Annotated in this window: 21 protein-coding genes; 7 read left to right on the top strand and 14 right to left on the bottom strand. The window is 68.4% G+C overall.

Annotated elements, in window-relative coordinates:
* Window positions 1-75: 75 nt before the first annotated feature.
* Window positions 76-1,542, top strand: coding sequence for a type VII secretion integral membrane protein EccD (eccD, locus tag NF4_RS14835; RefSeq protein WP_063127916.1), 1,467 nt, complete (start codon window positions 76-78; stop codon window positions 1,540-1,542).
* Window positions 1,539-2,948, top strand: a complete 1,410-nt coding sequence (gene mycP / locus NF4_RS14830) for a type VII secretion-associated serine protease mycosin (protein ID WP_063127915.1) — start codon at window positions 1,539-1,541, stop codon at window positions 2,946-2,948. Before eccD ends, mycP begins: the two co-directional genes overlap by 4 nt.
* A gap of 246 nt (window positions 2,949-3,194) precedes the next feature.
* On the opposite strand, the gene eccB is transcribed toward mycP, so the two are convergent.
* Window positions 3,195-4,667 carry a type VII secretion protein EccB gene (gene eccB, locus NF4_RS14825; protein WP_063127914.1) on the bottom strand — a complete coding sequence of 491 codons (1,473 nt, stop codon included), beginning with the start codon at window positions 4,665-4,667 and terminating at the stop codon, window positions 3,195-3,197.
* Between the two features lie 110 nt (window positions 4,668-4,777).
* On the opposite strand from eccB, the gene eccE reads away from it, so the two are divergent.
* Window positions 4,778-6,463, top strand: coding sequence for a type VII secretion protein EccE (gene eccE, locus NF4_RS14820; protein ID WP_063127913.1), 1,686 nt, complete (start codon window positions 4,778-4,780; stop codon window positions 6,461-6,463).
* A gap of 86 nt (window positions 6,464-6,549) precedes the next feature.
* On the opposite strand, the gene NF4_RS14815 is transcribed toward eccE, so the two are convergent.
* Window positions 6,550-7,110, bottom strand: a complete 561-nt coding sequence (locus tag NF4_RS14815) for an NADPH-dependent FMN reductase (protein WP_063127912.1) — start codon at window positions 7,108-7,110, stop codon at window positions 6,550-6,552.
* Window positions 7,111-7,153: 43 nt separating this feature from the next.
* Window positions 7,154-7,963, bottom strand: a complete 810-nt coding sequence (locus NF4_RS14810) for an S-methyl-5'-thioadenosine phosphorylase (RefSeq protein WP_063127911.1) — start codon at window positions 7,961-7,963, stop codon at window positions 7,154-7,156.
* A 127-nt stretch (window positions 7,964-8,090) separates the two neighbouring features.
* Between NF4_RS14810 and NF4_RS14805 the strand changes: the two genes are divergently transcribed.
* On the top strand, window positions 8,091-8,444 hold the full coding sequence (locus NF4_RS14805) for a metal-sensitive transcriptional regulator (protein ID WP_198165338.1): 354 nt from the start codon (window positions 8,091-8,093) through the stop codon (window positions 8,442-8,444).
* A 45-nt stretch (window positions 8,445-8,489) separates the two neighbouring features.
* On the opposite strand, the gene NF4_RS14800 is transcribed toward NF4_RS14805, so the two are convergent.
* The 9 genes from NF4_RS14800 to infA form a co-directional block, all read right to left on the bottom strand.
* Window positions 8,490-9,317: an LLM class F420-dependent oxidoreductase gene (locus NF4_RS14800; protein WP_063127910.1), complete on the bottom strand. Its 828-nt coding sequence runs from the start codon at window positions 9,315-9,317 to the stop codon at window positions 8,490-8,492.
* Between the two features lie 212 nt (window positions 9,318-9,529).
* Window positions 9,530-10,324, bottom strand: coding sequence for a tRNA pseudouridine(38-40) synthase TruA (gene truA, locus NF4_RS14795; RefSeq protein ID WP_063127962.1), 795 nt, complete (start codon window positions 10,322-10,324; stop codon window positions 9,530-9,532).
* A gap of 267 nt (window positions 10,325-10,591) precedes the next feature.
* Window positions 10,592-11,113: a 50S ribosomal protein L17 gene (gene rplQ, locus NF4_RS14790; protein ID WP_063127909.1), complete on the bottom strand. Its 522-nt coding sequence runs from the start codon at window positions 11,111-11,113 to the stop codon at window positions 10,592-10,594.
* A 49-nt stretch (window positions 11,114-11,162) separates the two neighbouring features.
* Window positions 11,163-12,221 (bottom strand): DNA-directed RNA polymerase subunit alpha, encoded by a 1,059-nt coding sequence (locus NF4_RS14785; RefSeq protein ID WP_030522611.1) that lies wholly within the window; start codon window positions 12,219-12,221, stop codon window positions 11,163-11,165.
* A 101-nt stretch (window positions 12,222-12,322) separates the two neighbouring features.
* The gene (gene rpsD / locus NF4_RS14780; protein ID WP_063127908.1) at window positions 12,323-12,928 is read right to left on the bottom strand and encodes a 30S ribosomal protein S4; all 606 of its coding nucleotides are present in this window, start codon (window positions 12,926-12,928) and stop codon (window positions 12,323-12,325) included.
* A 22-nt stretch (window positions 12,929-12,950) separates the two neighbouring features.
* Entirely contained in the window at window positions 12,951-13,364 is a 414-nt protein-coding gene (gene rpsK, locus NF4_RS14775; RefSeq protein ID WP_030522613.1) for a 30S ribosomal protein S11, read from the bottom strand.
* 10 nt (window positions 13,365-13,374) lie between these two features.
* Window positions 13,375-13,746 (bottom strand): 30S ribosomal protein S13, encoded by a 372-nt coding sequence (gene rpsM / locus NF4_RS14770; RefSeq protein ID WP_030522614.1) that lies wholly within the window; start codon window positions 13,744-13,746, stop codon window positions 13,375-13,377.
* Between the two features lie 191 nt (window positions 13,747-13,937).
* Window positions 13,938-14,051: a 50S ribosomal protein L36 gene (gene rpmJ, locus NF4_RS14765; RefSeq protein ID WP_025347279.1), complete on the bottom strand. Its 114-nt coding sequence runs from the start codon at window positions 14,049-14,051 to the stop codon at window positions 13,938-13,940.
* Between the two features lie 106 nt (window positions 14,052-14,157).
* On the bottom strand, window positions 14,158-14,379 hold the full coding sequence (gene infA, locus NF4_RS14760; protein ID WP_003418601.1) for a translation initiation factor IF-1: 222 nt from the start codon (window positions 14,377-14,379) through the stop codon (window positions 14,158-14,160).
* A gap of 319 nt (window positions 14,380-14,698) precedes the next feature.
* On the opposite strand from infA, the gene NF4_RS39285 reads away from it, so the two are divergent.
* A complete protein-coding gene (locus NF4_RS39285) occupies window positions 14,699-17,170 on the top strand; it encodes a MinD/ParA family ATP-binding protein (RefSeq protein ID WP_439956756.1) in 2,472 nt (823 codons plus the stop codon).
* Window positions 17,171-17,239: 69 nt separating this feature from the next.
* Here the strand turns inward: NF4_RS39285 and NF4_RS14750 are convergent, their stop codons facing one another.
* Window positions 17,240-17,737 (bottom strand): DUF4254 domain-containing protein, encoded by a 498-nt coding sequence (locus tag NF4_RS14750; RefSeq protein ID WP_063127907.1) that lies wholly within the window; start codon window positions 17,735-17,737, stop codon window positions 17,240-17,242.
* Window positions 17,738-17,908: 171 nt separating this feature from the next.
* On the opposite strand from NF4_RS14750, the gene NF4_RS14745 reads away from it, so the two are divergent.
* Window positions 17,909-18,715, top strand: coding sequence for a GntR family transcriptional regulator (locus tag NF4_RS14745; protein ID WP_063127906.1), 807 nt, complete (start codon window positions 17,909-17,911; stop codon window positions 18,713-18,715).
* Window positions 18,716-18,718: 3 nt separating this feature from the next.
* Window positions 18,719-19,330, top strand: coding sequence for a GNAT family N-acetyltransferase (locus NF4_RS14740; protein WP_063814589.1), 612 nt, complete (start codon window positions 18,719-18,721; stop codon window positions 19,328-19,330).
* A 39-nt stretch (window positions 19,331-19,369) separates the two neighbouring features.
* Here the strand turns inward: NF4_RS14740 and eccCa are convergent, their stop codons facing one another.
* A complete protein-coding gene (eccCa, locus tag NF4_RS14735; RefSeq protein ID WP_063127905.1) occupies window positions 19,370-23,425 on the bottom strand; it encodes a type VII secretion protein EccCa in 4,056 nt (1,351 codons plus the stop codon).
* Window positions 23,426-23,463 lie beyond the last annotated feature (38 nt).

The following is a 23,463-nucleotide window of genomic DNA, read 5'->3' as shown; positions in this document are numbered from 1 at the left end:
CGCGAGGGCACGCAACCCGCGATCTCCTGGGAGAATGCGGAAACGAGCAGGGTAGCGAACCAACTTGGGGGAAGCGTGACGCATGCGCGACTGGACCATATGGAGGAAGATTCCTCGCGGGGGATAGTCCGCGCACCGGATCTCACCAGGGTCACCATTCTGGCCAAACACACTCAGGTCGATATGGCCATTCCGGTCGATGTTCCCGTTGCCCTGGTGATCCCGAGTGTGGTCGATATGATCGCCGCGCACAGCAGAACCAACGACTTCGACAACCAGGGCGAGCGCTACGAACCTGCGGACTGGGTATTGGCCCGGATCGGCCAGCCACCCCTGTCGAATTCGCTCAGCCTCGGTGAGCAGGGTGTGCGTGACGGCGAACTGCTGATGCTGGAGAATTCGGCCCACACCGCGCCGACCCCGCTCTTCGACGACATCATGTACAACGTCGCCGTCGCCGACTCCGAGCATTTCCGCGGATGGAATCCGAATACCGCGCGGATCACCGGATCGGTGCTGGCGGTGCTCACCATGCTGGCGGGTTGCACCGCGCTGCTGGCGTCGCCGAACGCGGTGCCCGGCTGGATCACCGGAACGATCGCGCTGGGTGTGGCGGTGCTGCTGGTGGTCGCGGCGATGATCCTCAGCCGGGTGTACGGCGATCCGCAGACCTCTCTGGTACTCGGCGGCTGCGCACTGCCGTTGGCGTTCACCGGTGGCATGCTGATCGTGCCGGATCACTACGACTGGTCCCATATGCTGCTCGGTTCCACGCTGCTCGGTGCCACGGCGATTCTGGCCTGGCGGGTCACCGGTGTGGGACTGGGGTTGTTCATCGGAGCGGGGACGGTGGCGCTGTTCGCGGTGCCCTCCGCGCTGGTCGGCCTGCTCACCGAGCAGCCGATGAAAGCCGTCGGCGCGGTGGTCGCGGCCCTGGGCCTCGCCGCTCTGTCGCTGGCCCCGCGGATCTCCATGATGCTGGCGAAACTGCCGCTGCCGCCGGTGCCCTCCCCCGGCACCCCGATCGATCCGACCGAAGACGATCCCGACGATCACCGGGCGCTGCCCACTCTCGATGCCCTGCACGCGAAATCGGCTCGGGCACGGACCTATCTGAGCGGCCTGGTTTCGGCGACCACGCTGGTCACGGTGGTCGGCGCACTGGTGGCGACCGATCCTGCCGGTGGCGGGTTCTTCTGGCAGGGCATCGCGCTCGCGCTGGTGTGCGCGGCGGTCCTGATGTTCCGCAGCCGCACCTACGCCGGCGCCGAACAAGCCGTGATCCTGATCGCGGGCGGCGCCGCCATCCTGCTGGCCATGCTGGTGGGAATGGCGTTCGTGACCGATCTGCCGCTGGCCGCATTCGGAGCCGCCCTGGTCATGCTGATCGCCGCGCTCGTCCTCGGCATCATCGTCCCCAACCAGACGGCCACTCCGCCGATGCGGCGGGCCGCGGAACTGATCGAATACGGTTTCGTGGCCGCTGTGCTGCCGCTCGTGTTCTGGGTGACCGACCTCTACTCCCTCGTCCGCGGGCTGTGAACCGGAGAGTCCGCACCGCGGCGGTGGCCGCGGTGCTCGGAGTGAGCGCGACGCTCGGACTCGCATCTCCGGTGGCGTATGCCGACCGGCCCGCACCCGTCGATCCCGGTCAACTACCGGCCGGTGATCCGGCGAAACCCACGCAGGCCACCGAGCGCAAGGCGAATACCGCCTGCAACAGCACCGTTTCCGGCGGCGGCGGCTCGACCGTGCCGCCCGCGCAGGCCGCCCTCGACCTGCCGCGGGCGTGGCAATTCTCCGAAGGAGCCGGTCAGGTCGTCGCGGTGATCGATACTGGCGTCGCCCGGCATCCCCGGCTGCCCGGGCTCCGCGCCGGCGGCGACTTCGTGGCCAACAGCGGTGACGGCACCGAGGATTGCGACGCGCACGGGACCATCGTGGCCGGCATCATCGGAGCGAGCCGGGCTCCCGGCGAGGGCTTCTCCGGAGTGGCGCCGGCGGCGACGATTCTCACGATCCGCCAGACGAGCGACAAGTACGTCAAAGCGGGCAGCAATGCCACCAAAACGCCGGAAGATCTCTCCAAAGAGGGCTACGGCAATGTCGCCACCATGGCGCAGGCCGTCCGCCGGGCCGCCGATATGGGCGCCACCGTCATCAATATCTCCGAGGTCGCGTGCAGTGCCGGCCCGATCTCCGATGCCTCGCTCGGTGCCGCGCTCGACTATGCCGTCCACCAGAAGAACGTGGTCGTGGTGGCCTCGGCCGGTAACACCGACAACGACAGTTGCAAGGGCAACACCGGCATCCAGGACCCGCTGGATCCCGCGGCCGACCCGTGGAGCAACGCGACCGTCAACGTGACGCCCGCGCGCTACGACGATCTGGTGCTCTCGGTCGGCTCGATCGACGCGAACGGCGCCCCCTCGGAGTTCACCGTCCCAGGCCCCTGGCTCAGTGTCGCCGCGCCGGGTGAGAACATCGTCTCCCTCGACGTGCACAGCGGCGGGGTCATCAACGGGACGGTCAATGCCCAGGGCGCACAGCAGGCCATCAACGGCACCAGTTTCGCGGCCCCGTATGTCTCCGGCGTGGTCGCGCTGGTGCGCTCCCGCTTTCCCGAATTGTCGGCCGTCGAGGTGATGAAACGGATCCAGGCGACCGCGCACGCGCCGGCCGAGGGCTGGAACCCGTATGTGGGCTACGGCGCGATCGACCCGATCGCCGCGTTGACCAACGAGGTGCCCGACGAATTGCGGCCCAAGCAGCCGAATCCGGCGGTGAGCAAGCAGCTCGCGATTCCCGCGCCACCCACTCCACCGGACCACACCGCCCGCAATGTGGCGCTCATCGGCAGCGGGATCATCGGCGGTGGCCTGATTCTCGGCTATCTCGCCTCGTTCCCGGCCCGCCGCCGCTTCGGCGTCGGCGAAGACGACGCTTGAATCTCTTCACGCCGGCCGACGCGACCGGTATCGCCGGCGCGGTGATCGCCCCGGCTCATGCTCATCCGGAGGATCTGTTCGATGTTCCGGTGACGCCTTGCGAACAGGGCGGCGGACATGTGGAACAGCATGCTTGGGCGATCTGCGTGGGCGGCCGATTCGACGGCCGCGTGGCCGGATCTGCGCCCGGCCCTCCGGTGATACCGCTGCCCGAATCACTCGGACCGCGGTATCACCGCCGGGTGCTCACTTTCCCGTGGCGACCGGCTGTGCGGCTGGTGACGGATCCGGGGCCACTCCGTCGTGCGCGACCAGCGCCTCGTCCCGGCCCAGGCTCGGCCCGGAGGCCAGCAGTCCGACGATGGGCCAGGGTGCGGGTTCGGCCTTCTCCGGCATACCCAGCGCCTTCGCGGCGTCGGCGTTCTTGATGCCGTATCGCACACCGGTGTCGGCGATATAGAAGATGCTGTCCTTGCGGCGGCTGTCCGGTTCGATCCCGGTGGTCTGTACATAGGCGCCGGTGCCCGGCGCGAGGTAGGCGGAGTCGACGTTCTGGCCCGACCCGTCGGCCTGGGCGAGCGGCACCAGTTTCGCGCTGTCCGACATCGGCAGGCCGACCCCGGTGATGACCTGCAATTCGGCCCGGGTGCCGGTGTTCTCACCGGCCTCCGGGATCGGTTTCCACGACAGGCAGCTCACCGGATGGTCCTTGGGCTCGAGCACGGCCGGGGCCGTCTGCGGGTAGTCGCCCACCCGCAGGGCCGCCGAAACCGGGGCATCGGTGCGTTCGCGCTGGTCGATGGTGTCGTCACCCGGAGTCTGCGGGTTGGAGTTACGAATGATCTCCCCGGTCAGGGCCGAGATGGGCTGCAGCCCGTCGGCGAGCACCACGTGATACTCGGTTCCGGAGGTGCCGACCTGCACGACGTCACCGATACGGTGACCGCTGACCTCGAAACCGATGGGGGCCGTGCCGACATCGGCGATCTCGGGCCGGACGATGGCCTGCACTTCCGGTATCGCGTTGATCAGGCCCTCGCTCACCGGTCGCGGGGTGGCGCCGGTGATCTTCAGTGCGTCGGTGACCGCGCGGTCGGTCATATCGATGCGCGCGCGTTTCCTGTCGTAGACCAGATAGGTGTGGTTCTCCCCCTGCACGAGCAGCGCCTTGTCCGCACCCATCGTTTCGGCTTTCGCGCCGAGTTCGAGATCACCGGCCAGTACCGAGGTCGTCCGGTCCTGGCTGCCGTCGATCCTCATCTCGTCGCAGATCGTCCACTGCCGTCCGGTACCGGCGGAGTCGAAGTGGATCGAGCCGGGCGCCCCGGGGATACCGATCAGCGGACCCCGGGCCTTCTTACCGATCTCGGCTTCCTTCACGATCGACGCGTCCGGCGCCTCGCCCGCGGCCAGCCGGGCCGAGGCCAGGTTCAACGCGGGGTGCACCACATCGTTGATCACCACGTAGACGGCGCCGGATTCCTTGCCGATCAGGATCTTGTTCTGGTCGATCTTGTCCTGCGGCCGGAGCAGAGCCAGCACACCGCAACCGGCGAGGACCACCACCGCCAGGACCAGACCCACGACATAGGCGCGCACCTGAGAACGCATGGGGTCGTGGAGCATCCGCACGTCCCGCCGCACCAGCGCATGTTCCATCCGACGGACCAGGAAGTTGTAACCGCTGATCTGCCACCTGGTTGTGGGCTTTGAAGGCATCGTCTTCCCCCGAACTGTGCTGGTGCTCGCCGAACACAGTACAGTTCGCGAGGACGTAGTTCAGCTCGGCCGCCGATAATCGGCCGACACCGGGTACCTGGGGGACTCTGATGGCCGTTGCAGCCGCAGTGGGGCGCAGGCGCAGCCTGCTTTTCGGGCGTATCTCCATGCGCAATCTGCTCGTCGCACAGGTATTCGCGCTCGTCGCGGGCACGGTCACCTTGGTCACGGGAGTGAACCCCTGGATCGCGCTGGGGGTCGCGGTCGTCGTCGGATGCGTTCCGCTCGTCCCGCTGGGGCGCCGGGTGCTGCTGGATTGGGTGGGTACCTGGTGGAACTACCGGGCCCACCGCGAATACCGGATCGGGGACAGCAGCGATTTCCGCGGACCCGACGACCGCTCGCTGGGCCTGTACTGGGACGAGAGCCGGGTGGTCGCGGTCGTCGAGGTGCTGCCGCCGCGCGGCGGACTCACCCGTATCGACCGCACCGCGGTGCACGCCTCCCATCTGCTGCCGATGGCGGAGCTGGCGACCTGCCTCGCCCAGCACGACATCCTGCTCAGCGGTATCGACATCATCAGCCACGGCCACCGCAGCCGCTCCGGTACACCGGCCGGCGCCATCTACGAATCCCTGCTGGGGCCACTGCCCGCCACCGCGTATCGCACGGTCTGGCTCGCGATCGGGTTCGATATGGTCGATTGCCCGGGGGCGGCGAACCGGCGCGGCGGCGGCGACGAGGGCGCGGCGCGCGCGGTTACCATCGCGACCCAGCGCATCGTACGGACGCTGGAGGACGCCGGGTGCGGCTCGCGGGTGCTGACCGCCTCGGAGATCCGGGCGGCCGTCCGGCAGGTGCTGCACGAAGCCGACGCGCGCGAGCTGACCCACCGTTGGCGATACGCCGAACTCGGCAACAGCATCAACATCGGGGCCGCGATCGATCCCAAACAGCTGGGCTCGGAGATCCTTTCGCAGCTGTGGGTGGCCGAATCCCGGGGCACCACGGTCGCGGTCCGGCTGCGGCCCGGCAGTACGGCCGATACCGTGCACGTCGGCGCGGCCTGGCGGTCCACCCTGCGGGAACTCCCCGAGAAGACCGCGTCCAAGGGCATGGTTTCGATGAACGGCCGGCACCGCGACGGGTTGCTCGCGCATCTGCCGATCGGTATCCCCGATGTCGAGGACGTCGTCCCCACCGCCGAGTACCCCATCGATGTGCTGGACGCGCTGGCGCTGCCGTCGTCGGGCTGTGGCCAGCTGATCGGGTCCGATGACGAGGGCAACGGTGTGGCACTGCGGCTCGTCGGCGCCGGTATCTCGTCGGTGTACGTTGCGGGCGAACTGTATCTGGCGCAGCAGCTGGTGTTCCGCGCGCTGGCCGTCGGTGAACGGATCCTGGTGCGCACCGACCGCCCCCAGGCCTGGTATCAGCTGATCGAGACGATCGGCAATCCGGAGCGGTTGATGCCGGCCGTCGAAATGCACCAGTCCGACGCCATGTTCACCGCGACCGTCGTCGACGGTGTCCTGGCTCCCGCGCCGCACGCCGGTATCACCACGATCTATGTCACCGGCGACCCGATGGGCTGGCCGGCGACCAAACCCGATCTGTCGATCCAGCAACCCGGGGCGATCGGCAACCGGGTCGTCGTCCGTACCGCGACCACCCAGATCCCGCTGAACCTGGTCTCCATCCCCCGGGAGCACACCTATATCGGCGAACCCCGGACCCGGCAGCCCGCGCCCCAGGGCCGTCCGGCGCCGGCGGCCCATCAGCCCCAGCACAGCTGATCACCGCCCGGCGCAGCACCGGGACCACGGTGGCACTGCCCGCTCGTTCCGCCCTCGCACCGCCGGCGCCGCGGAACGTCAGGACCTCATCCCGGATAGGGCTCGGCCGTCCTCGCGTTCCGCAACGATCGCCCCCACCAGGCGAGTTGGGTGAGCATCCGGTCCGCCGCGTCGATCGCGGCGCCGTCGCCCGTGTCTCCTGCGGCGTCGAACTGTTTGCGCGCCCGGTGGAAGCTCACCGATTCACGTACCGAGACCATATGGATCTCGGCCACCACCTGCCGGAGTTGTTCCACCGCGCGTAATCCACCCGAGAGCCCACCGTAGGACACGAAACCCACCGGCTTGGCCCGCCATTCGTGTTTCGCGCTGTCGAGGGCGGTTTTCACCGAGGCGGGATAGCCGTGGTTGTACTCCGAGGTCACCACGGCGAAAGCGTCCGCGGCCGCGAGTCTTTCGCGGAAGCGTGCGGTCTCCGGGGTTTCGGTGAGATCCAGCGGCAGCGGGACGTCCAGCAGGTCGAGCACGCCGATATCGAATTCGGGCCGGGCCCGGGCCGTGCGCAGGAACCAGTCGGCGACCACGGGCGCGAAGCGTTCGGGCCGGACACTGGCGACGATCACCTCTAGTCGCAGGGGCGTATCCACCGGACGAGACTATCCCGCGGCCGCCCGGAGCCGCGGGATGGTTTCAGGGCAGTTCGAAGGGCAGTGCGACCCCGGCGTGGACCCGGCAGTGCTCGCAGGTCTCGGTATCGGCGACCGCGGCGACCGCGCTGCGGACGAGTTCCTTGAAGGGCCCGATATTGCGTTCGAATTCGGCGAACACATCGGCGGCGCGGACGCCGTCGCCCTCGGTGACACCCGCGTCCAGGTCGGTGACCAGTGCGATCGCCGCGTAACACATCTCCAGTTCGCGGGCGAGTACCGCCTCCGGGTAACCGGTCATATTGACCAGCTCCCAGCCCTGGGCGGCGAACCAGCGGCTCTCGGCGCGGGTGGAGAAACGCGGTCCCTGGATGACGGCCATGGTGCCGTGTGGGTGGACGTGCACCGCGCTGTCGGCGGATTTCAGCGCGGTGGCGCGCAGGTCGGCGCAGTAGGGATCGGCGAAGGAGACGTGGATCCCGTTACCGTCGAAGTAGGTCTGCGGGCGGCCGGAGGTTCGGTCGACGAGCTGATCGGGGATGACCACGGCGCCCGGCCCCCAGTCGGGCCGCAGACTGCCGACCGCGCAGGGGGCGTAGATCCGGCGCACGCCGATCGAGCGCAGTGCCCACATATTGGCCTGGTAGGGCACGGTGTGCGGCGAGTACTCGTGTCGTGCTCCGTGCCGTGGGAGAAAGGCCACCGGGCGGCCCTCGACCTCCCCCACCGCGATCGGCGCGCTCGGATCGCCGTAGGGGGTTCTCACCGTGACCGCGTCCGTGGCGCCGTCGAAGAAATCGTAGAATCCACTACCGCCGATGACGGCCAGCGCGGGCCGATCCTGGGAAGTCATGGTCTCGATTGTTCCGCGTCGGCGGCATGGGCGCACAGGCGAGGGCCCGTACCTGACAAGCCCGGACCGGAGATGTACCCTAGGGGGGTATGAACGGTCCTCTCGACCGGCGCAGAGGAGACAATCGGTGACTTCCACATCCACCACGGCGGGATCCGCCGACGAGACGGGGACCGGCCACGCGTCCCACGACCACGCGAACCACGGCTACATCACCGCCAAGGACGATTACCTCAAGCGGCTGCGCCGGATCGAAGGGCAGGCGCGCGGCCTGCAGCGGATGGTGGAGGAGGAGAAGTACTGCATCGATATCCTCACCCAGGTCTCCGCGATGACCAAGGCCTTGCAGGCGGTCGCGATGGGGCTGCTGGAGGACCATATCAGCCACTGCGTGGTGGACGCGGCGGTCGCCGGTGGCCCGGATGCCGAGGCAAAGATCAAGGAAGCCACCGACGCGATCGCCCGGCTGGTTCGTTCCTGAGCGCTACGCCGGGTGGGCCCCCACTCGGGCGGCCCACCCGCCGGCTCAGGACTGCTGGGTGAGCAGTGGCACCAGGGTGCGCAGCGTGGCCAGGTAGTCCTCGTCGAGGACCTGCAGGGCGAGGTGATCGGCGCCCGCCTCGATATGACGGCGGACCTGCGCCGCGACCTGCTCGGCCGACCCGTGCACGGCGAGCGCGTCGAGCAGGCGGTCGCTGCCCGGTTTGGCGATGTCCTCGTCGGTGTAGCCGAGACGCCGCAGGTTGGTGGTGTAGTTGCGCAGGCCGAGGTACATCTCGACCACGGTGCGGCCGGTGGCGCGGGCGCTGTCGGGATCGGTGTCCACGACGAGTTTCTGTTCGGGCACCAGCAGCGCGTCACCGACGATCTCGCGGGCCTGCGCGGTGTGCTCCGGAGTCGTGAGATAGGGCAGCGCGCCCGCGGTACGGTCCGCCGCCAGCTTCAGCACCTTCGGACCGAGCGCGGCGAGCATCCGGCCGGAGACCGGGACCCGGGCCGCGTCCAGCTCGTCGAGGTATTCGACCAGCGCCTCGTAGGGGGAACGGTAGGGCTTGTTCGCCTCCGGGTGACCGCAGCCGATGCCGAGCACGAACCGTCCCGGGAACCGCTGCTCGATCCGATGGAAGGATTCGGCGGTTTCGGCGGCCGGCGCGGTCCAGATATTGACGATGCTGGTGCCGACCTTGAGGGTCTCGGTGGCCGCCAGCAGGTCCTCCACCACCGGGAGGTCGGCAGTCGGCGAGCCGCCGAGCCACAGGGCCCCGTAGCCGAGCCGCTCGAGTTCCGCCGCCGCTTCCGGGGTGAACAGCTTGTAGTAGCGCCATACGCCGTATCGTCCGAGATCGATCGTCATAACTACCGCAACCTTGTCGTCGAGGGGACCTATTCCAGCTCGACCCTATCTCCGTGGTCCGCCGCCGCCCGGCCGACCGGCCGATGACGTGAACGGGCGCACTTGTGCGCATCGTCCCGCGGCGGCAAATCGAAAACCTTTGGCGGGGAGCGGCTTCCCGCCCGCCGGTTCCAGCGGGCCGGCACCTACAGCGAACCGTTCATCGAGCCCGATCAGATACAGCAGCCTCCCGCGGGGACCGACCGCATCTCCCGGGTCTGTGCGTTACGGGCGGCCAGATCCGATTCCGCCGGATAGTCCACCGCGACGAGGCTCAGCCCGTGCGCCGGCGCCACGGTCACCGAACTCGACCGGCTCCGCTCGGCCAACAGCCCCGCGACCCACTCCGGTGTCCGGCGGCCCTCCCCCACCGCGAGCACCGCGCCGACCAGGCTGCGCACCATCGACCAGCAGAAGGCGTCGGCGCTGACATAGGCCTCCAGCCGGTCCCCGTCGCGGACCCAGTCGTAACGCTGGAGTTCGCGAACGGTGGTCGCGCCCTCCCGGCGGCGGCAGAAGGCCGCGAAATCGTGTAGACCCAGCAGCGTGCGGGAAGCCGCGCGCATGGCCGATACATCGACCGGGCGGCAACCCACCACGCTGCGCGCGACCAGCGGGTCGGCACCGTAGGGCGCCGTGGTGAGACGGTAGACATAGTGACGGCGAACCGCCGAGAAGCGGGCGTCGAATTCGGCGGGCACGGACCGAACACCGGTGATCCGGACATCCTTGGGCAGGAATTTGGCCATCCGGTGCACGAGTTTGTCCACGTCCACCTCCGCCGCGGTATCGAAATGTGCGACCTGGCCCTCGGCGTGCACCCCGGCGTCGGTGCGCCCGGCGACCGTCAACTGCACCGGTTCGCGCAGCACCTTCCCCAGCGATTCCTCCAGCACACCCTGCACGGTCCGCAGACCGGGCTGGCGGGCCCAGCCGGCGAACTCGGTGCCGTCATAGGAGATGTCCAGGCGGAACCGCCCGCCTTCCGGCGGCGGTACCGGCGTGGTCGCTGTTGCCCCGCGCGGCCCACTCGCGGACCCGGCCGCCGTGGCGGACCCGCCGGCTGCCCGCGAGTCGGCGGACCCGCGCGGGGCCGAACCGGTTGTCGCGTATCCCGCCTCGTGTTCGCTCACCAGACCATCCTCCGGATACGGGACGAGCCCGCACACCCGTAGTGGGCGGCGGGCTCGTCGACGAACCGGGAACCCGCGTCACACGTGTTCCCGGCAGACGAATTACGCCTTGTCGTCGGCCTTCTCCTCGGCCTTTTCCTCGGCCGCGGTTTCCTCGGCCGGAGCCTCGGTGGTGGCTTCGGCTTCGGTCTCGGCCTCGGGGGCCTTATCCTCCGCCTTCTGCGACGCGGCGACCCGGCGGGCGCGATCGGCCTCGTTGGTCACGGTCTGCTCCCGGACCAGCTCGATGATCGCCATCGGGGCGTTGTCGCCCTTACGCGGCAGGGTCTTGATGATCCGGGTGTAGCCGCCGTTGCGGCCCTCGAACGACGGACCGATCTCGGCGAAGAGATCGTGCACGACGTCCTTGTTCCGGATCACCCGGAGCACCTCGCGGCGGTCGGCCAGGGTGCCGGCCTTGGCCTTGGTGACCAGTTTCTCGGCGTAGGGGCGCAGCGCCTTGGCCTTGGCCTCGGTGGTCGTGATCCGACCGTGCTCGAACAGCGCCGTGGCCAGATTGGCGAAGATCGCCTTCTGGTGCGACGCCGACCCGCCGAAGCGGGCACCCTTCTTGGGCTTGGGCATTGTGGGTTCTCCTTGGTAAAGGCCGTTCCGGGGCGCCTACCCCGGCGGCCTAGAGCTGTTCGGTTTCGGCGTAGTCCTGCTCGCCGCCGTCGTTATCGCTGAAAGTGCCGCTGTCGGACCAGGTTCCGGTGCTCGCGTCGTAGCCGACCACGCTGGACGGGTCGAAGGACGCGGGGCTGTCCTTGAGCGAGAGGCCCAGCGCGTGCAGCTTGACCTTCACCTCGTCGATGGATTTCTGGCCGAAGTTGCGGATATCCAGCAGATCCGATTCGGTCCGCGCCACCAGCTCGCCGACGGTATGCACACCCTCGCGCTTCAGGCAGTTGTAGGAACGGACGGTGAGGTCCAGATCCTCGATCGGCAGCCCGAAGGAGGCGATGTGATCCGCCTCGGCCGGGGAGGGGCCGATCTCGATACCTTCGGCTTCGACGTTCAGCTCACGGGCCAGGCCGAACAGTTCGACCAGGGTCTTGCCCGCCGAGGCGAGCGCGTCCCGCGCGCTGATGGAGTTCTTGGTCTCCACGTCCAGGATGAGCCGGTCGAAGTCGGTGCGCTGCTCGACACGGGTGGCCTCGACCTTGTAGGTCACCTTGAGCACCGGCGAGTAGATCGAATCCACCGGGATCCGCCCGATTTCCGCACCGGTCGCCTTGTTCTGCACCGCCGGGACATAACCGCGACCACGCTCGACGACCAGCTCGATCTCGAGCTTGCCCTTGTCGTTCAGGGTGGCGATATGCATATCCGGGTTGTGCACGACCACACCCGACGGCGGCACGATGTCATCGGCGGTGACGGTCCCCGGGCCCTGCTTGCGCAGGTACATGGTGACCGGCTCGTCCTCTTCGGAGGACACGACCAGGCCCTTGAGGTTCAGGATGATGTCGGTGACATCCTCCTTCACACCGGGCACGGTGGTGAACTCGTGCAGAACGCCGTCGATGCGGATGCTGGTCACCGCGGCCCCCGGGATCGAGGACAGCAGGGTGCGCCGCAGCGAGTTACCGAGGGTGTACCCGAAGCCCGGCTCGAGCGGTTCGATGGTGAACTTCGACCGGTTGTCGGCGATGACCTCTTCGGTGAGGGTCGGACGCTGGGAAATCAGCATGGGATCAATCCTCCTGTTTTGGGCGCCCGCTATTTGACGCCTCGTCTAGGGGTTGTGCGGACCGTCACCTCGACGGTCCGCACCAGCGGCGCAGCCGACCGTTACTTCGAGTAGTACTCGACGATCAGCTGTTCCTGCAGCGGTACATCGATCTGCGCGCGTTCCGGCAGCGAATGCACCAGGATGCGCAGCCGGCCCGGGATGACCTGGAGCCAGCCGGGGACCGGGCGGTCACCGACGGTCTCCCGCGCCACCTGGAACGGCAGGGTCGCCAGCGACTTCTCCTTGACATCGATGATGTCGTACTGGGTGACCTGGAAAGAAGGAACGTTGACCTTCTTGTTGTTCACCAGGAAGTGGCCGTGGCTGACCAGCTGGCGGGCCTGGCGGCGGGTACGGGCCAGACCGGCGCGGTACACGACGTTGTCCAGCCGGGTCTCCAGCAGACGGAGCAGGTTGTCACCGGTCTTGCCCTTGAGGCGGTTGGCCTCTTCGTAGTACCGGCGGAACTGCCGCTCCAGGACGCCGTAGGAGAAGCGGGCCTTCTGCTTCTCCTGCAGCTGGAGCAGGTACTCGCTCTCCTTGATCCGCGCGCGGCCGTGCTGGCCGGGCGGGTAGGGGCGACGCTCGAAAGCCTGGTCACCGCCTACCAGGTCGACGCGCAGGCGACGCGATTTGCGGGTGATGGGTCCGGTGTAACGGGCCATTGTGCTCTACCTTCCTTCCCGCTTAGACGCGACGCCGCTTGGGCGGACGGCAACCGTTGTGCGGCTGCGGAGTGACATCGGAGATCGTGCCGACCTCCAGGCCGGCGGCCTGCAGCGAACGGATCGCGGTCTCGCGGCCCGAACCCGGGCCCTTGACGAACACGTCGACCTTCTTCACACCGTTCTCCTGCGCCTTGCGGGCCGCGTTCTCGGCGGCCAGCTGCGCGGCGAACGGGGTCGACTTGCGCGAACCCTTGAACCCGACATGGCCCGACGACGCCCAGGAGATGACGTTGCCGGAGGGGTCGGTGATGGACACGATCGTGTTGTTGAACGTGCTCTTGATGTGTGCGTGGCCGTGCGGGACGTTCTTCTTTTCCCTGCGGCGCGACTTCTGGCTCTTCTTCGGGCCGGAGGCCCGGGACTTCGGAGGCATCGCTTATCCCCTACTTCTTCTTGCCGGCGACGGTGCGCTTCGGGCCCTTGCGGGTGCGCGCGTTGGTCTTGGTGCGCTGGCCGTGCACCGGGAGGCCACGGCGGTGCCGCAGGCCCTGGTAGCAGCCGATTTCGATCTTGCGACGGATATCGGCCTGGACCTCACGACGCAGGTCACCTTCGACCTTGAGGGACGAGCCCTCGATGTAGTCACGCAGCTGCGTGACCTGCTCGTCGGTGAGATCCTTCGAGCGCAGGTCCGGGCTGACGCCCGTCGCGGCCAGGATCTCCTTGGAGCGGGTACGACCGACGCCGTAGATGTAGGTCAGTGCGATCTCCATGCGCTTCTCGCGCGGGAGGTCGACGCCCATGAGACGTGCCATCTGGCAGTTTCCTTAATGTTGCGGAGGTCTGCTCCCTGTCCGTCCCCTCGTCTGGTGGGGCCCCGGCCTCCGTTCCGGGGGTAGGCACGCACACCCTTCCGGGTCACCCCGGAAAAATCCTCAGTGTGCGGCTGGAGCTGGGAGTTCTTCTGCGTGCCAGTCCGAACCGCGTTCGGTGCTCAGGCCCGGTGTCAGCCCTGCCGCTGCTTGTGCCGCAGGTTGTCGCAGATCACCATGACCCGGCCGTTACGCCGGATCACCTTGCACTTCTCGCAGATCTTCTTGACGCTCGGCTGAACCTTCACGTCCGTCCAATCTTTCGTAGCGGCCCACACCTACAGGTGTGGACACAGTTGACCCCGGTCGGGTGCGACCGGGGAAATCTCGGGGAGGGAGCCGGGGCCCACTCGTTCACTTGTAGCGGTAGACGATCCGACCGCGGGACAGGTCGTACGGCGACAACTCGACGACGACCCGGTCCTCCGGCAGGATGCGGATGTAGTGCTGACGCATCTTGCCGCTGATATGCGCGAGGACCTTGTGCCCGTTCTCGAGCTCGATCCGGAACATCGCATTCGGCAACGGCTCGACAACCCGCCCCTCGACCTCGATGGCCCCGTCTTTCTTCGCCATATCCTCCGCGATCCCGGTTACACTCAACCTGGTCTGATTGCCCTGGTACTGCCCGCGAGACCGGCCGGCGCACACCGGTGCGACCGCGGGAACGGCACACCGTGTACAACGGCGAACACGACAACCGATCGCACACGAACAGGCGGCGCTTTGATACACCGCCTGGTCAGCTTACCGGTAGGTATGTGATCGGGCAAAAAGGGGTAGTCTCCGCGAGGCGCGTCACGCGGCCCGGACCCGGCTCCCCGGCACTGAGTGCAAGGGTGGTTGTCGCGTAAACTGGCCGCTGTCCGAGGTCGACCACTCCAGGAGGGGACCGGTGAGCCGCAGCAACGACGGCCTCCCCATGCTGCCACCATGGCTGGCCGATACCGAGGTCACCGGGGTCGGCGAGGGGAATTTCCGCAACTACGAGCCACCGCCGGTCCAGAATCTGCCTCAGGACGAGGTCATTCCCGAGACCCCCGAACCGCCGGAGGGTTTCTTCGCCCGCCGCGGCCGCGGCGAGGACCGTTCCGCCGAGAGCGACAAGAAAAAGGGTAAGGGCTGGTTCCGGAACAAGAACAAGGACCAGCCGTCACTCGAGGACCGCGTCGGGACACTCCTCCCGAACAACACCGGACCCCGCCCCGCCGAGCGCAACAACTGGGCCGAGGCGACCGGCCGGCACGAGTGGGCCACACCGCGGCCGGAGGACGCCGAATCGTCACGCCATGCCGGCGCGGACCCGTTCCAGCAGGCCGAGCAGGCCACGCCGACGCCGTATCCGCCCGCCGACCGGCCTGATGTGCCGCCTCCGCCCGTACCCGGCCCGGGACCGCAGTGGGGTCCGGACGGCGCGCCGCCGCCCACGGCGGCCCCTAATGCTTTCCGTGCCCCGGCGGCCGATCCACCGGAGCTGCCGGTTCGGCAGCCGGGCGAACCGGCGCCGGAGTTCGACCGATTGCGCCCGCACCATCCGATCCCGCCGCAGGCGGCGCCCGAGCCACGGCCCGCCGGCGCGGACGAGCGGGCCGGCGGTGCGCCCGGACCCGCCGCTGCGGCACCCACGCAACCACCGTCGCTGCCGACGCAACCGCCATCGCTGCCGCCGCCCCCGCCGCTGCCGGATCCACCCGCCGACGCTTCGCCCCCCGACGAGGGTCCGGTGCCGCAGCAGCTGCGGCGACTTCCGGATCTGCCGCCGTCTCCTTCCGAGGTCGCGGCCGGCGCGGGGACCGCCGAGGAGCCGACGCCTCCCGCCGAATCGTCCGCGCCCGCCTTCCCCGGGCCCGTCGATGCACCGACGCCCGCACCGGATTCGTTCACGGCGCCCGACACCTTCACCGCTCCGGAGCCCTCCCCCGCACCGGAGCCCTTCCCGACGCCGGATCCCTTCCGGGCTCCGGAGAGCACCGCCCCGCCGGCACCGCGCACCGGGCCCGGCCAGGACGGGCCGCGCGCGCCGGAGAGCGCTCCCCCGCCGCGCCACAGCGGGACCGGCGGGCTCGGCGATCAGGTGCGGCCCGAGCGTCCGGCGCCGGCGCCGGATCACGGCAGCCCGCAGTGGCGGGCGCCCGAAGCCCCGTCCCCCACCGAAGGCGCCCAGTGGCACGCCCCCGAACCGAACCGGCCGCGGCAGCCACTCCCCCCGGCGCCGCCCCAGGCTCCGGGCCCGCGGCAGCAATGGCAGCAGCCGGGACCGCCGCCGCAGGCCCCCGGCCCGGCCCCGGCCCAGTACAACCCCGCGCCCCCGCAGTGGCAGCAGCAGTCCCCACCCTCGCAGCAGCACGGTGGCGCGCCGGCCTGGCAGCAGCAGGGCGGGCCGCCCCCGCAGCAGTGGCAGCAGAACCCGGCGCGATTCGGGGCGCCGGGGCCGGGCGCGCCGTCCCTCGACGACGTCTCGGTTCGCCGGGCGAAGAAGGCCTCCGGCCAGGGCTGGCGCAAAGTGGTGCACCACGCGTCCGGCGGCCGGATCAATCCCGGCATGTCCGCGGAGGAACGGCGGCTGCAGGAGTTGGTCGCGCGGATCCGGCAACCGGTGCGCGGCGATTATCGGATCGCCGTGCTCTCCCTCAAGGGCGGGGTCGGTAAGACCACCACCACCATCGGACTGGGCTCCACTTTCGCCTCGATCCGCGGGGACCGGGTGATCGCGGTGGACGCCAACCCCGACTTCGGCACGCTGTCGCAGCGCGTCCCCCTGCAGACGCGGTCCACCGTCCGGGATCTGCTGCTCGATCCGGCCATCGAACGCTATTCCGATGTCCGGCGGCACACCTCGCAGGCGACCAGCCGCCTGGAAGTGCTGGCCAGTGAACGTGATCCGGCCGCCTCGGAGGCCTTCAACGAGGACGAGTACCGCGCGGTGGCCCGGATACTGCAGCGGTTCTACAACATCATCCTCACCGACTGCGGTACCGGTCTGATGCATTCGGCGATGGCGGGCGTACTGCAACTGGCGCATTCGCTGGTGCTCATCTCCCCCACCGCGATCGACGGCGCGCAGAGCGCGTCGGCCACCCTGGACTGGTTGTCGCTGCACGGCTACCACCATCTGGTACAGAACGCCGTGGTGGTGATCAACTCGCCGCGCGACGGTACGCCGAACATCGATGTGCAGCAGCTGCGGCAGTACTTCCTGTCGCGCTGCCGGGCGGTGCATATGATCCCGTTCGACCCGCATATGTCCGAGGGCGCCGAAATCGACCTGCCGCGGTTGAAGAAGGAGACCAAGCGGGCCTACGTGGAACTGGCGGCGACCGTGGCCGACGATTTCACGCAGAGCTACCAGCCGCATCAGGGCGGCTGAAACCCGCGCTCGGACCCGGTACCGCGCAGTGGACCCCGAGCCGGCCGTGGCGGCGACCGGCCCGGGGTGTCACCACTCCGGCAACCTGCGCCGTCCGGCCAGCACATCGCCGACCAGCGCGTCGTAGGCATCGGCCAGTTCGGCCAGATGATGCCAGGCGCCGTGCAGGAGTTCGTCGTCCGCGTCCAGGGTCATCAACGCGTGGTGCGCGCGGACCGCGGATTCGGCGAGCCGATCGATGATCGCGCCGACGGTTTCGGTGTGCAGAGTGACACCGAGCCGGTGCTGCGGGACATTGCGCCCCACCCAATCATCGATGGCCAGGACCAATTCCATCCGGCGCCGGTCGATCTCGACCAGCCGGTCGGGATCGGTGACGATGGAACCGCCGCGGCCCACCAATCTGCGCTCGTGGAGTACCGCTAAATCGCGGGCGTACCAGAGCAGCTGACCCCCGACGACCCGGTGTCCGCGCGCGGCGCGCACCAGTAGGTCCGAATTCGGCAGACCGGGAGACCCGCTCTGCGCCAAGGGATCAGCGCCGCGCTGGGCGCCGGGAAGAGCCATTACGACTGTTGTATCCGAACCTGTCACGGTTGCCTCGCCGTTCATCGCCGCACAACACCGGGTCAGTACGTTGATTACAATAAACCGCCGAAGGCTACTGTCAAGCGATACAGGCCCCCCTGGACACGAAAAGCGTACACTTCGTTACCTGGCGACCACCCGAGGAGCACGATGGCGGACGGTCCGACGTATCGGCGGATCGCGGACCACCTCCGCGAGGAGATACGAGCAGGCAAGTGGCAGCCGGGGGAACGCCTGCCCAGTCACACCGAATTGGCCGAGCAGATGCAGGTCTCGCTCACCACCGCACGTAACGCGATCCAGGTGCTGGTCACCGAGAATCTCGTCTATACGGCTACTTCCCGGGGGACCATCGTCCGCAGCCGCGAGGTGCTGGAATCCGTGGTCACCGACCATATCCGTCCCGATCGGCCGCGGGCCGCCCACGATATCTTCTCCGAGATCGCGCGCGCCGCGGGCCGGGTGCCCACCAAGGAATTCAGCGCGCGAATGGAACCCGCGGACCAGCGTGTCGCGCAGTGGCTCGGTATTCCGGTCGATTCGTGGGTGGTGGCCCGGACCGTCGTGCAGTATCTGGACAACGAACCGTGGTCGTGGGAGGTGAGCTTCTACCCCCGGGATCTGGCCGAGGCCACCGGGCTGGATTCACCGCACGATATTCCCGAGGGCACCACGCGCCGGCTGGCCGAACGTGGACAGGGCGAGACCGCGCACCGGGATTCGCTGGTCGCGCGTCCGGCGAACACCGAGGAGGCCGCGGTGCTCGGTGTCGCCATGGGCACTGTGCTGCTGGATCATCTGCGGATCGGGGCGAACCACGATCGGGTCACCCGGGTGACCCGTCATCGTTCCATCGCGGCGAGCAATCGGCTGGCCTATGAGCTCGGTGATCCGGCCGGGATCGCGGTGATCCGTGGCGTACTGGATCAGACCGATCGGTCGGAGATATGGTTCTAGCTCATGACGGTGCAAATTCGGCCGGCCGACCTCGATGACCTGGACCTGATTCGCCGCCTGCGGCTACAACGCTCGTCATGGCTCGCCGCCCGCGGCTCGGACCAATGGTCGACCGAGGCGTCCGGGCTGTCCATCGACTATTTCGCGCGCGCTGTGGCCCGGGCGGTGGCCGCGTGGGAAACCTGGATCGCCGAGGTGCACGGCGAACCGGCGGGGACGATCACCGTCAACGACCGCGCCGATCGAGAGTTGTGGACCGGCGCGGAACTGGCGGACGCGCTCATCGTGCATTATCTGATCGTGGATCTGCGCTTCGCGGGGTTCGGCGTCGGGCGCCGGCTGCTCGCGCACGCGGCGGCGCTGGCCCGGGCGCACGGCCGGAGCTGGGTACGGCTGGACGCGTGGACGGCGAATACCGACCTGCACGCCTATTACCGGCGTGCCGGATTCCGGCTGGCCCGCGTCGCCGACCCGAACGATCCGAGCCCGTCGTGCGCGCTGTTCGAACGGCATGTCGACGACTGGCTGCCGGAGGGGCCTACGCTCGGTATCCCGACCGGTCTGCCGCTGACCCGGCTGGCCCGCGATCCGATCGTGCTGCCGGTCTCCGGCTGATCCGCACCGGGACTCGCGCCCGGAACAACTCGGACGGCTTCACAGCGGATCGAGATGCGCGATGTGCACCATCTCGATACCGCGGCTGCGCGAGATCAGCGTGCCGCGCCCCGGCGGCAGCTTGGTGGGCCGCACATCACCGATCAGCTTGCCCTCGTCCTTGGACCCGCTCATGATCAGCGTGTCCACCGACATATTCTTCATCGTGCCCAGGATCGGGTCGTACAGGGCGCGGGACACCCCGCCGATGCGGCGGGTGACGATCAGGTGCATACCGATATCGCGGGCCTGCGGGAGGAATTCGATCAGGGGCTGGAACGGGTTGGCGCTGCCGGCGGCGACCATATCGTAGTCGTCGACCACGATGTAGATCTCCGGACCGCTCCACCAGCTGCGTTCCCGCAACTGCTGCGGGGTGATATCGGATCCGGGAATTCGTTTTGCCAGATAGGCAGCGACTTCTTTTATCATCGGCGCACAGGTCTGCGACGAGGTGGAATACCCGGCGAGCTGGTCGCCCTCGATAACACCGAGCATGGTGCGCCGATAGTCGATCATGATCACCCGGGCCGTTTCGGCGGTGGAATTCTCGGTGATCCCCATGACGATATTGCGCAGCAGGGTGGTCTTACCGCATTCCACGTCCGCGAAGGCCATGAAATGTGGTTCGGCGTTGAAATCCAGGACCAGCGGCTGTAGTTCGGATTCACCGAGTCCGACCACGACCTTCGTGGCACCGGATTCGATGCCGCGCGAGCGGGCCTGCTCGATCAGGTCGGCACGCTCGAACTTCAGCGGCAGCATCCGCACCTCGGGCGCCCGGCGGTTCGGGTACAGCTGCGCGAGTTCGGTCCGGGCCCGGGTCACGCCCTCGGCGAGAGCACCCGTGCCGGAGTCGGAGTCCAGTCGCGGCAGCGCGATGAGCATGTGCAGATGGTCGGCGGTGAGACCGCGCCCGGGCCGCCCCACCGGGACCTGGTGCGCCACCCGGCGGCCCATCTCCGAGTCGGAGGGGTCACCCAGGCGCAGTTCGATCCGGGTCCCGATCTGGTCCTTGACCACCGGCCGGATCTCGGCCCAGCGCGAGGCACCTATCAGTAGGTGGATACCGAACGAAAGCCCCTGTCCGGCAATGGCATTGATCTGCGGTTCGAGTACTTCGAACTCCTCCCGGATCGCCATCCAGCCGTCGATCACCAGGAAGACGTCGCCGAAGGCGTCCTCGGGGAACGGATCGGCGATGCCCTGCTGCAGGGCGGCGAACTTGCGGCGGCGGTACTCGGCCATCGACTCGATGCCCTGTTCGGCGAACCGCTCCTCGCGCTGACGCATGAGAGAGGTGAGTTCGGCGATGGTCCGGCGCACCCGGTCACCGTCCAGCCGGCCGGCCACCGAGCCGACATGCGGAATACCCACCAGCCCGGACATACTGCCGCCACCGAAATCCAGGCAGTAGATCTGCACCTGTTCGGGAGTGTGGGTGGCGGCGGCGGCCATGATGATGGCGCGCAGCGTGGTCGATTTACCCGACTGCGGACCCCCGACCACCGCGACATTGCCCTGCGCGCCGGCCAGGTTGATGGTGAGCACATCACGACGCTGCTCGTAGGGCTTGTCGATGACCCCGATCGGCATCCACAGCTGACCGTGCCGGTTGACCGGCGAGCGCCAATCCGGGTCGGGCAGCAACATATCCACCGTCGGCGATTCGTCCAGCGGCGGCAGCCACACCTCGTGCGCGGGCCGGCCGTGCCCGGTGAGCCGTTTGACGACGACATCGAGCAGGGAGTCCGGCACGCCCTCGCCGTCCAGGGCGCCCGCACCCACCTCCGACGGCGGAGGCGGCAATTCGAGCAGCGGGTTGATCGCGGCAGCCGGTTCCACCGCCGCGGCGGTCTCGGCCTCGGGGATTTCCACGGGTGCCGCGGTGAACACGGCCGGACGCTGCCGAGCGACCGGCCTGCCGTCCTCGCCGGTCGCCGCGCCCTGCGGCGCCTCGTACGGGCCGGAGACGTAGCTGGCATTGAACCGCAATGGGTCGGAGGCATCGCTCTTCAGATAGCCCGACCCGGGCACGCTCGGCAGATGGTAGGCGTCGGTGATACCCAGGACCGCGCGGGACTCGTTGGCGGAGAACGTGCGCAGGCCGATCCGGTAGGACAGATGCGACTCCAGTCCGCGCAGTTTGTTCTCCTCGAGGCGCTGCGAGGCCAGCAGCAGATGCACGTGCAACGAGCGGCCGAGACGCCCGATCATCACGAACAGTTCCGCGAAATCGGGCTTCTGGGAGAGCAATTCGGAGAACTCGTCGACCACGACGAACAGGGCGGGCAGCGGATCCAGCGGGACACCGGCGGCGCGCGCCTTCTCGTAATCGGTGACATTGGCGTAGTTACCGGAGGACCGCAGCAGTTCCTGCCGGCGGTTCATCTCACCGGCCAGGGCGTCCTTCATCCGGTCGACCAGGGAGAGTTCCTCTTCCAGGTTGGTGATGACCGCCGCGACATGGGGCAGCGGGTCCAGGCCCAGGAAGGTCGCGCCGCCCTTGAAGTCGACCAGCACCAGGTTCAGCGCATCGGGAGAATGCGTGGTGACCAGCGAGAGCACCAGGGTGCGCAGGAATTCCGATTTCCCCGAACCGGTCGCCCCGATGCACAGGCCGTGCGGCCCCATCCCGTTCTCCGCGGACTCCTTGATATCGATCTCGACCGGAGTGCCGTCGGGGGTGATACCGATCGGCACCCGCAACCGCTCGCGGGCGGTACGCGGGCGCCACACCCGGGCGGGATCGATCTGGGCGGCGTCGGAAATCTTCAACAACGCCATCAATCCGGGGTCGGCCGTGGCGCCCTCCCCGAGGCTGACTATCTGCGCCGCGGTCGCAAGGCGATACCGGGCCAGGGCACGGGAGAACGCCTCGGCCTCGGCGATACTCACCTCGTCGGCGACGGCGAAACGTTCGACACCGGCCGCGCTCTTGGCCGAGACTTCCGAATTCGCGCAGACCAGCTGCAGGCCGCGCCGGACCGCGAGACCGGCCTCGGGTGCGGTGAGGTCCAGCACGGTCACCGAGTCCAGGCCCGATTCCGCGACCAGCCGCTCGTTGCCGCTGACGTAGCCGTCGTCGATGACGACAACGAGGTGCAGCCGGCCCTGCGTGGGCTGTGGATTGCGCATGAACCGGCCGCGCTCGATCAGTTCCGCCGACAGCGCGGTCTCGAGTTCGCCGAGCGACTGGTACATCATCCGGACCGAGCCCATCCCGTCGCGCTGGGTGGGATGCTGCAGGTGAGGCAGCCATTTCGCCCACGACCAGACCGGTCCGTCGGGATCGCTGCAGACCACCGCGATGGCGAGATGGTCGGGACCGTGGAAGGTCGCCAGCTCCATGAGCATCGAACGCACCAGCGTATGCGACTCCGCCGGATCGCCACCGATATTGATGGCGGGGAAGGCGCGCAGCGAGACGGCGGTCGGCAACTGGTGCACCACCGAATGCGTACGCACGAACCGGCGCAGCGCGACGGTCGACACCGGTTCCAGATCCTCGAGCGGGCCCGTCTCCGGACGGGCGAGTTTGGTGGCCAGCCGATGACTGCCCACACCCACCCGGACATGACCGAAATCGGGGTCGTTGGGGCGGCGCTCCCACATCCGTCGGGTACCCACCAGCGACAGCAGATCGGCGGGTTCGGGATGACTCCAGCTCAGAGATTCGAGTTGCTTCCCGCCGGTGCGGCGCACATCGCGGCGTATCTGGTCGAGGTAACGGAAGTAGTCCTTGCGTTCCTCGTTGAGCTCGACCGCGCGTTTACCACCACCGCCGCGATAGCCGGCCATCATGCCCACCATCGACATGATCATCATCATCGGGAACATCATCATGAAGGGATTGGCGAGCAGGTTACGGCCCATCATCGCCATCATGGCGATCATGCCGATCACCGCGACCACCATGACCACCGGCATGATCTTCATCATCAGCGGCGCCGGGATGGCACGCGGAACCTCCGGGGGCGCGGTCAGCGCGACCTCGCCGCCCGGAGCCCGGGGCGGGGCGATGCGAGGACGGCGCACGAAACCTTCGGTAGCCATGGTTCCTTCTTCGATCGGCGACGAACGGTGAGCTGGGT

This window comes from Nocardia fusca NBRC 14340 (assembly GCF_001618425.1).
Classification (GTDB): Bacteria; Actinomycetota; Actinomycetes; order Mycobacteriales; family Mycobacteriaceae; genus Nocardia; species Nocardia fusca.
The sequence above is the reverse complement of the archived record's forward strand: the minus strand, read 5'-3'. Positions and strand labels throughout refer to the sequence as shown.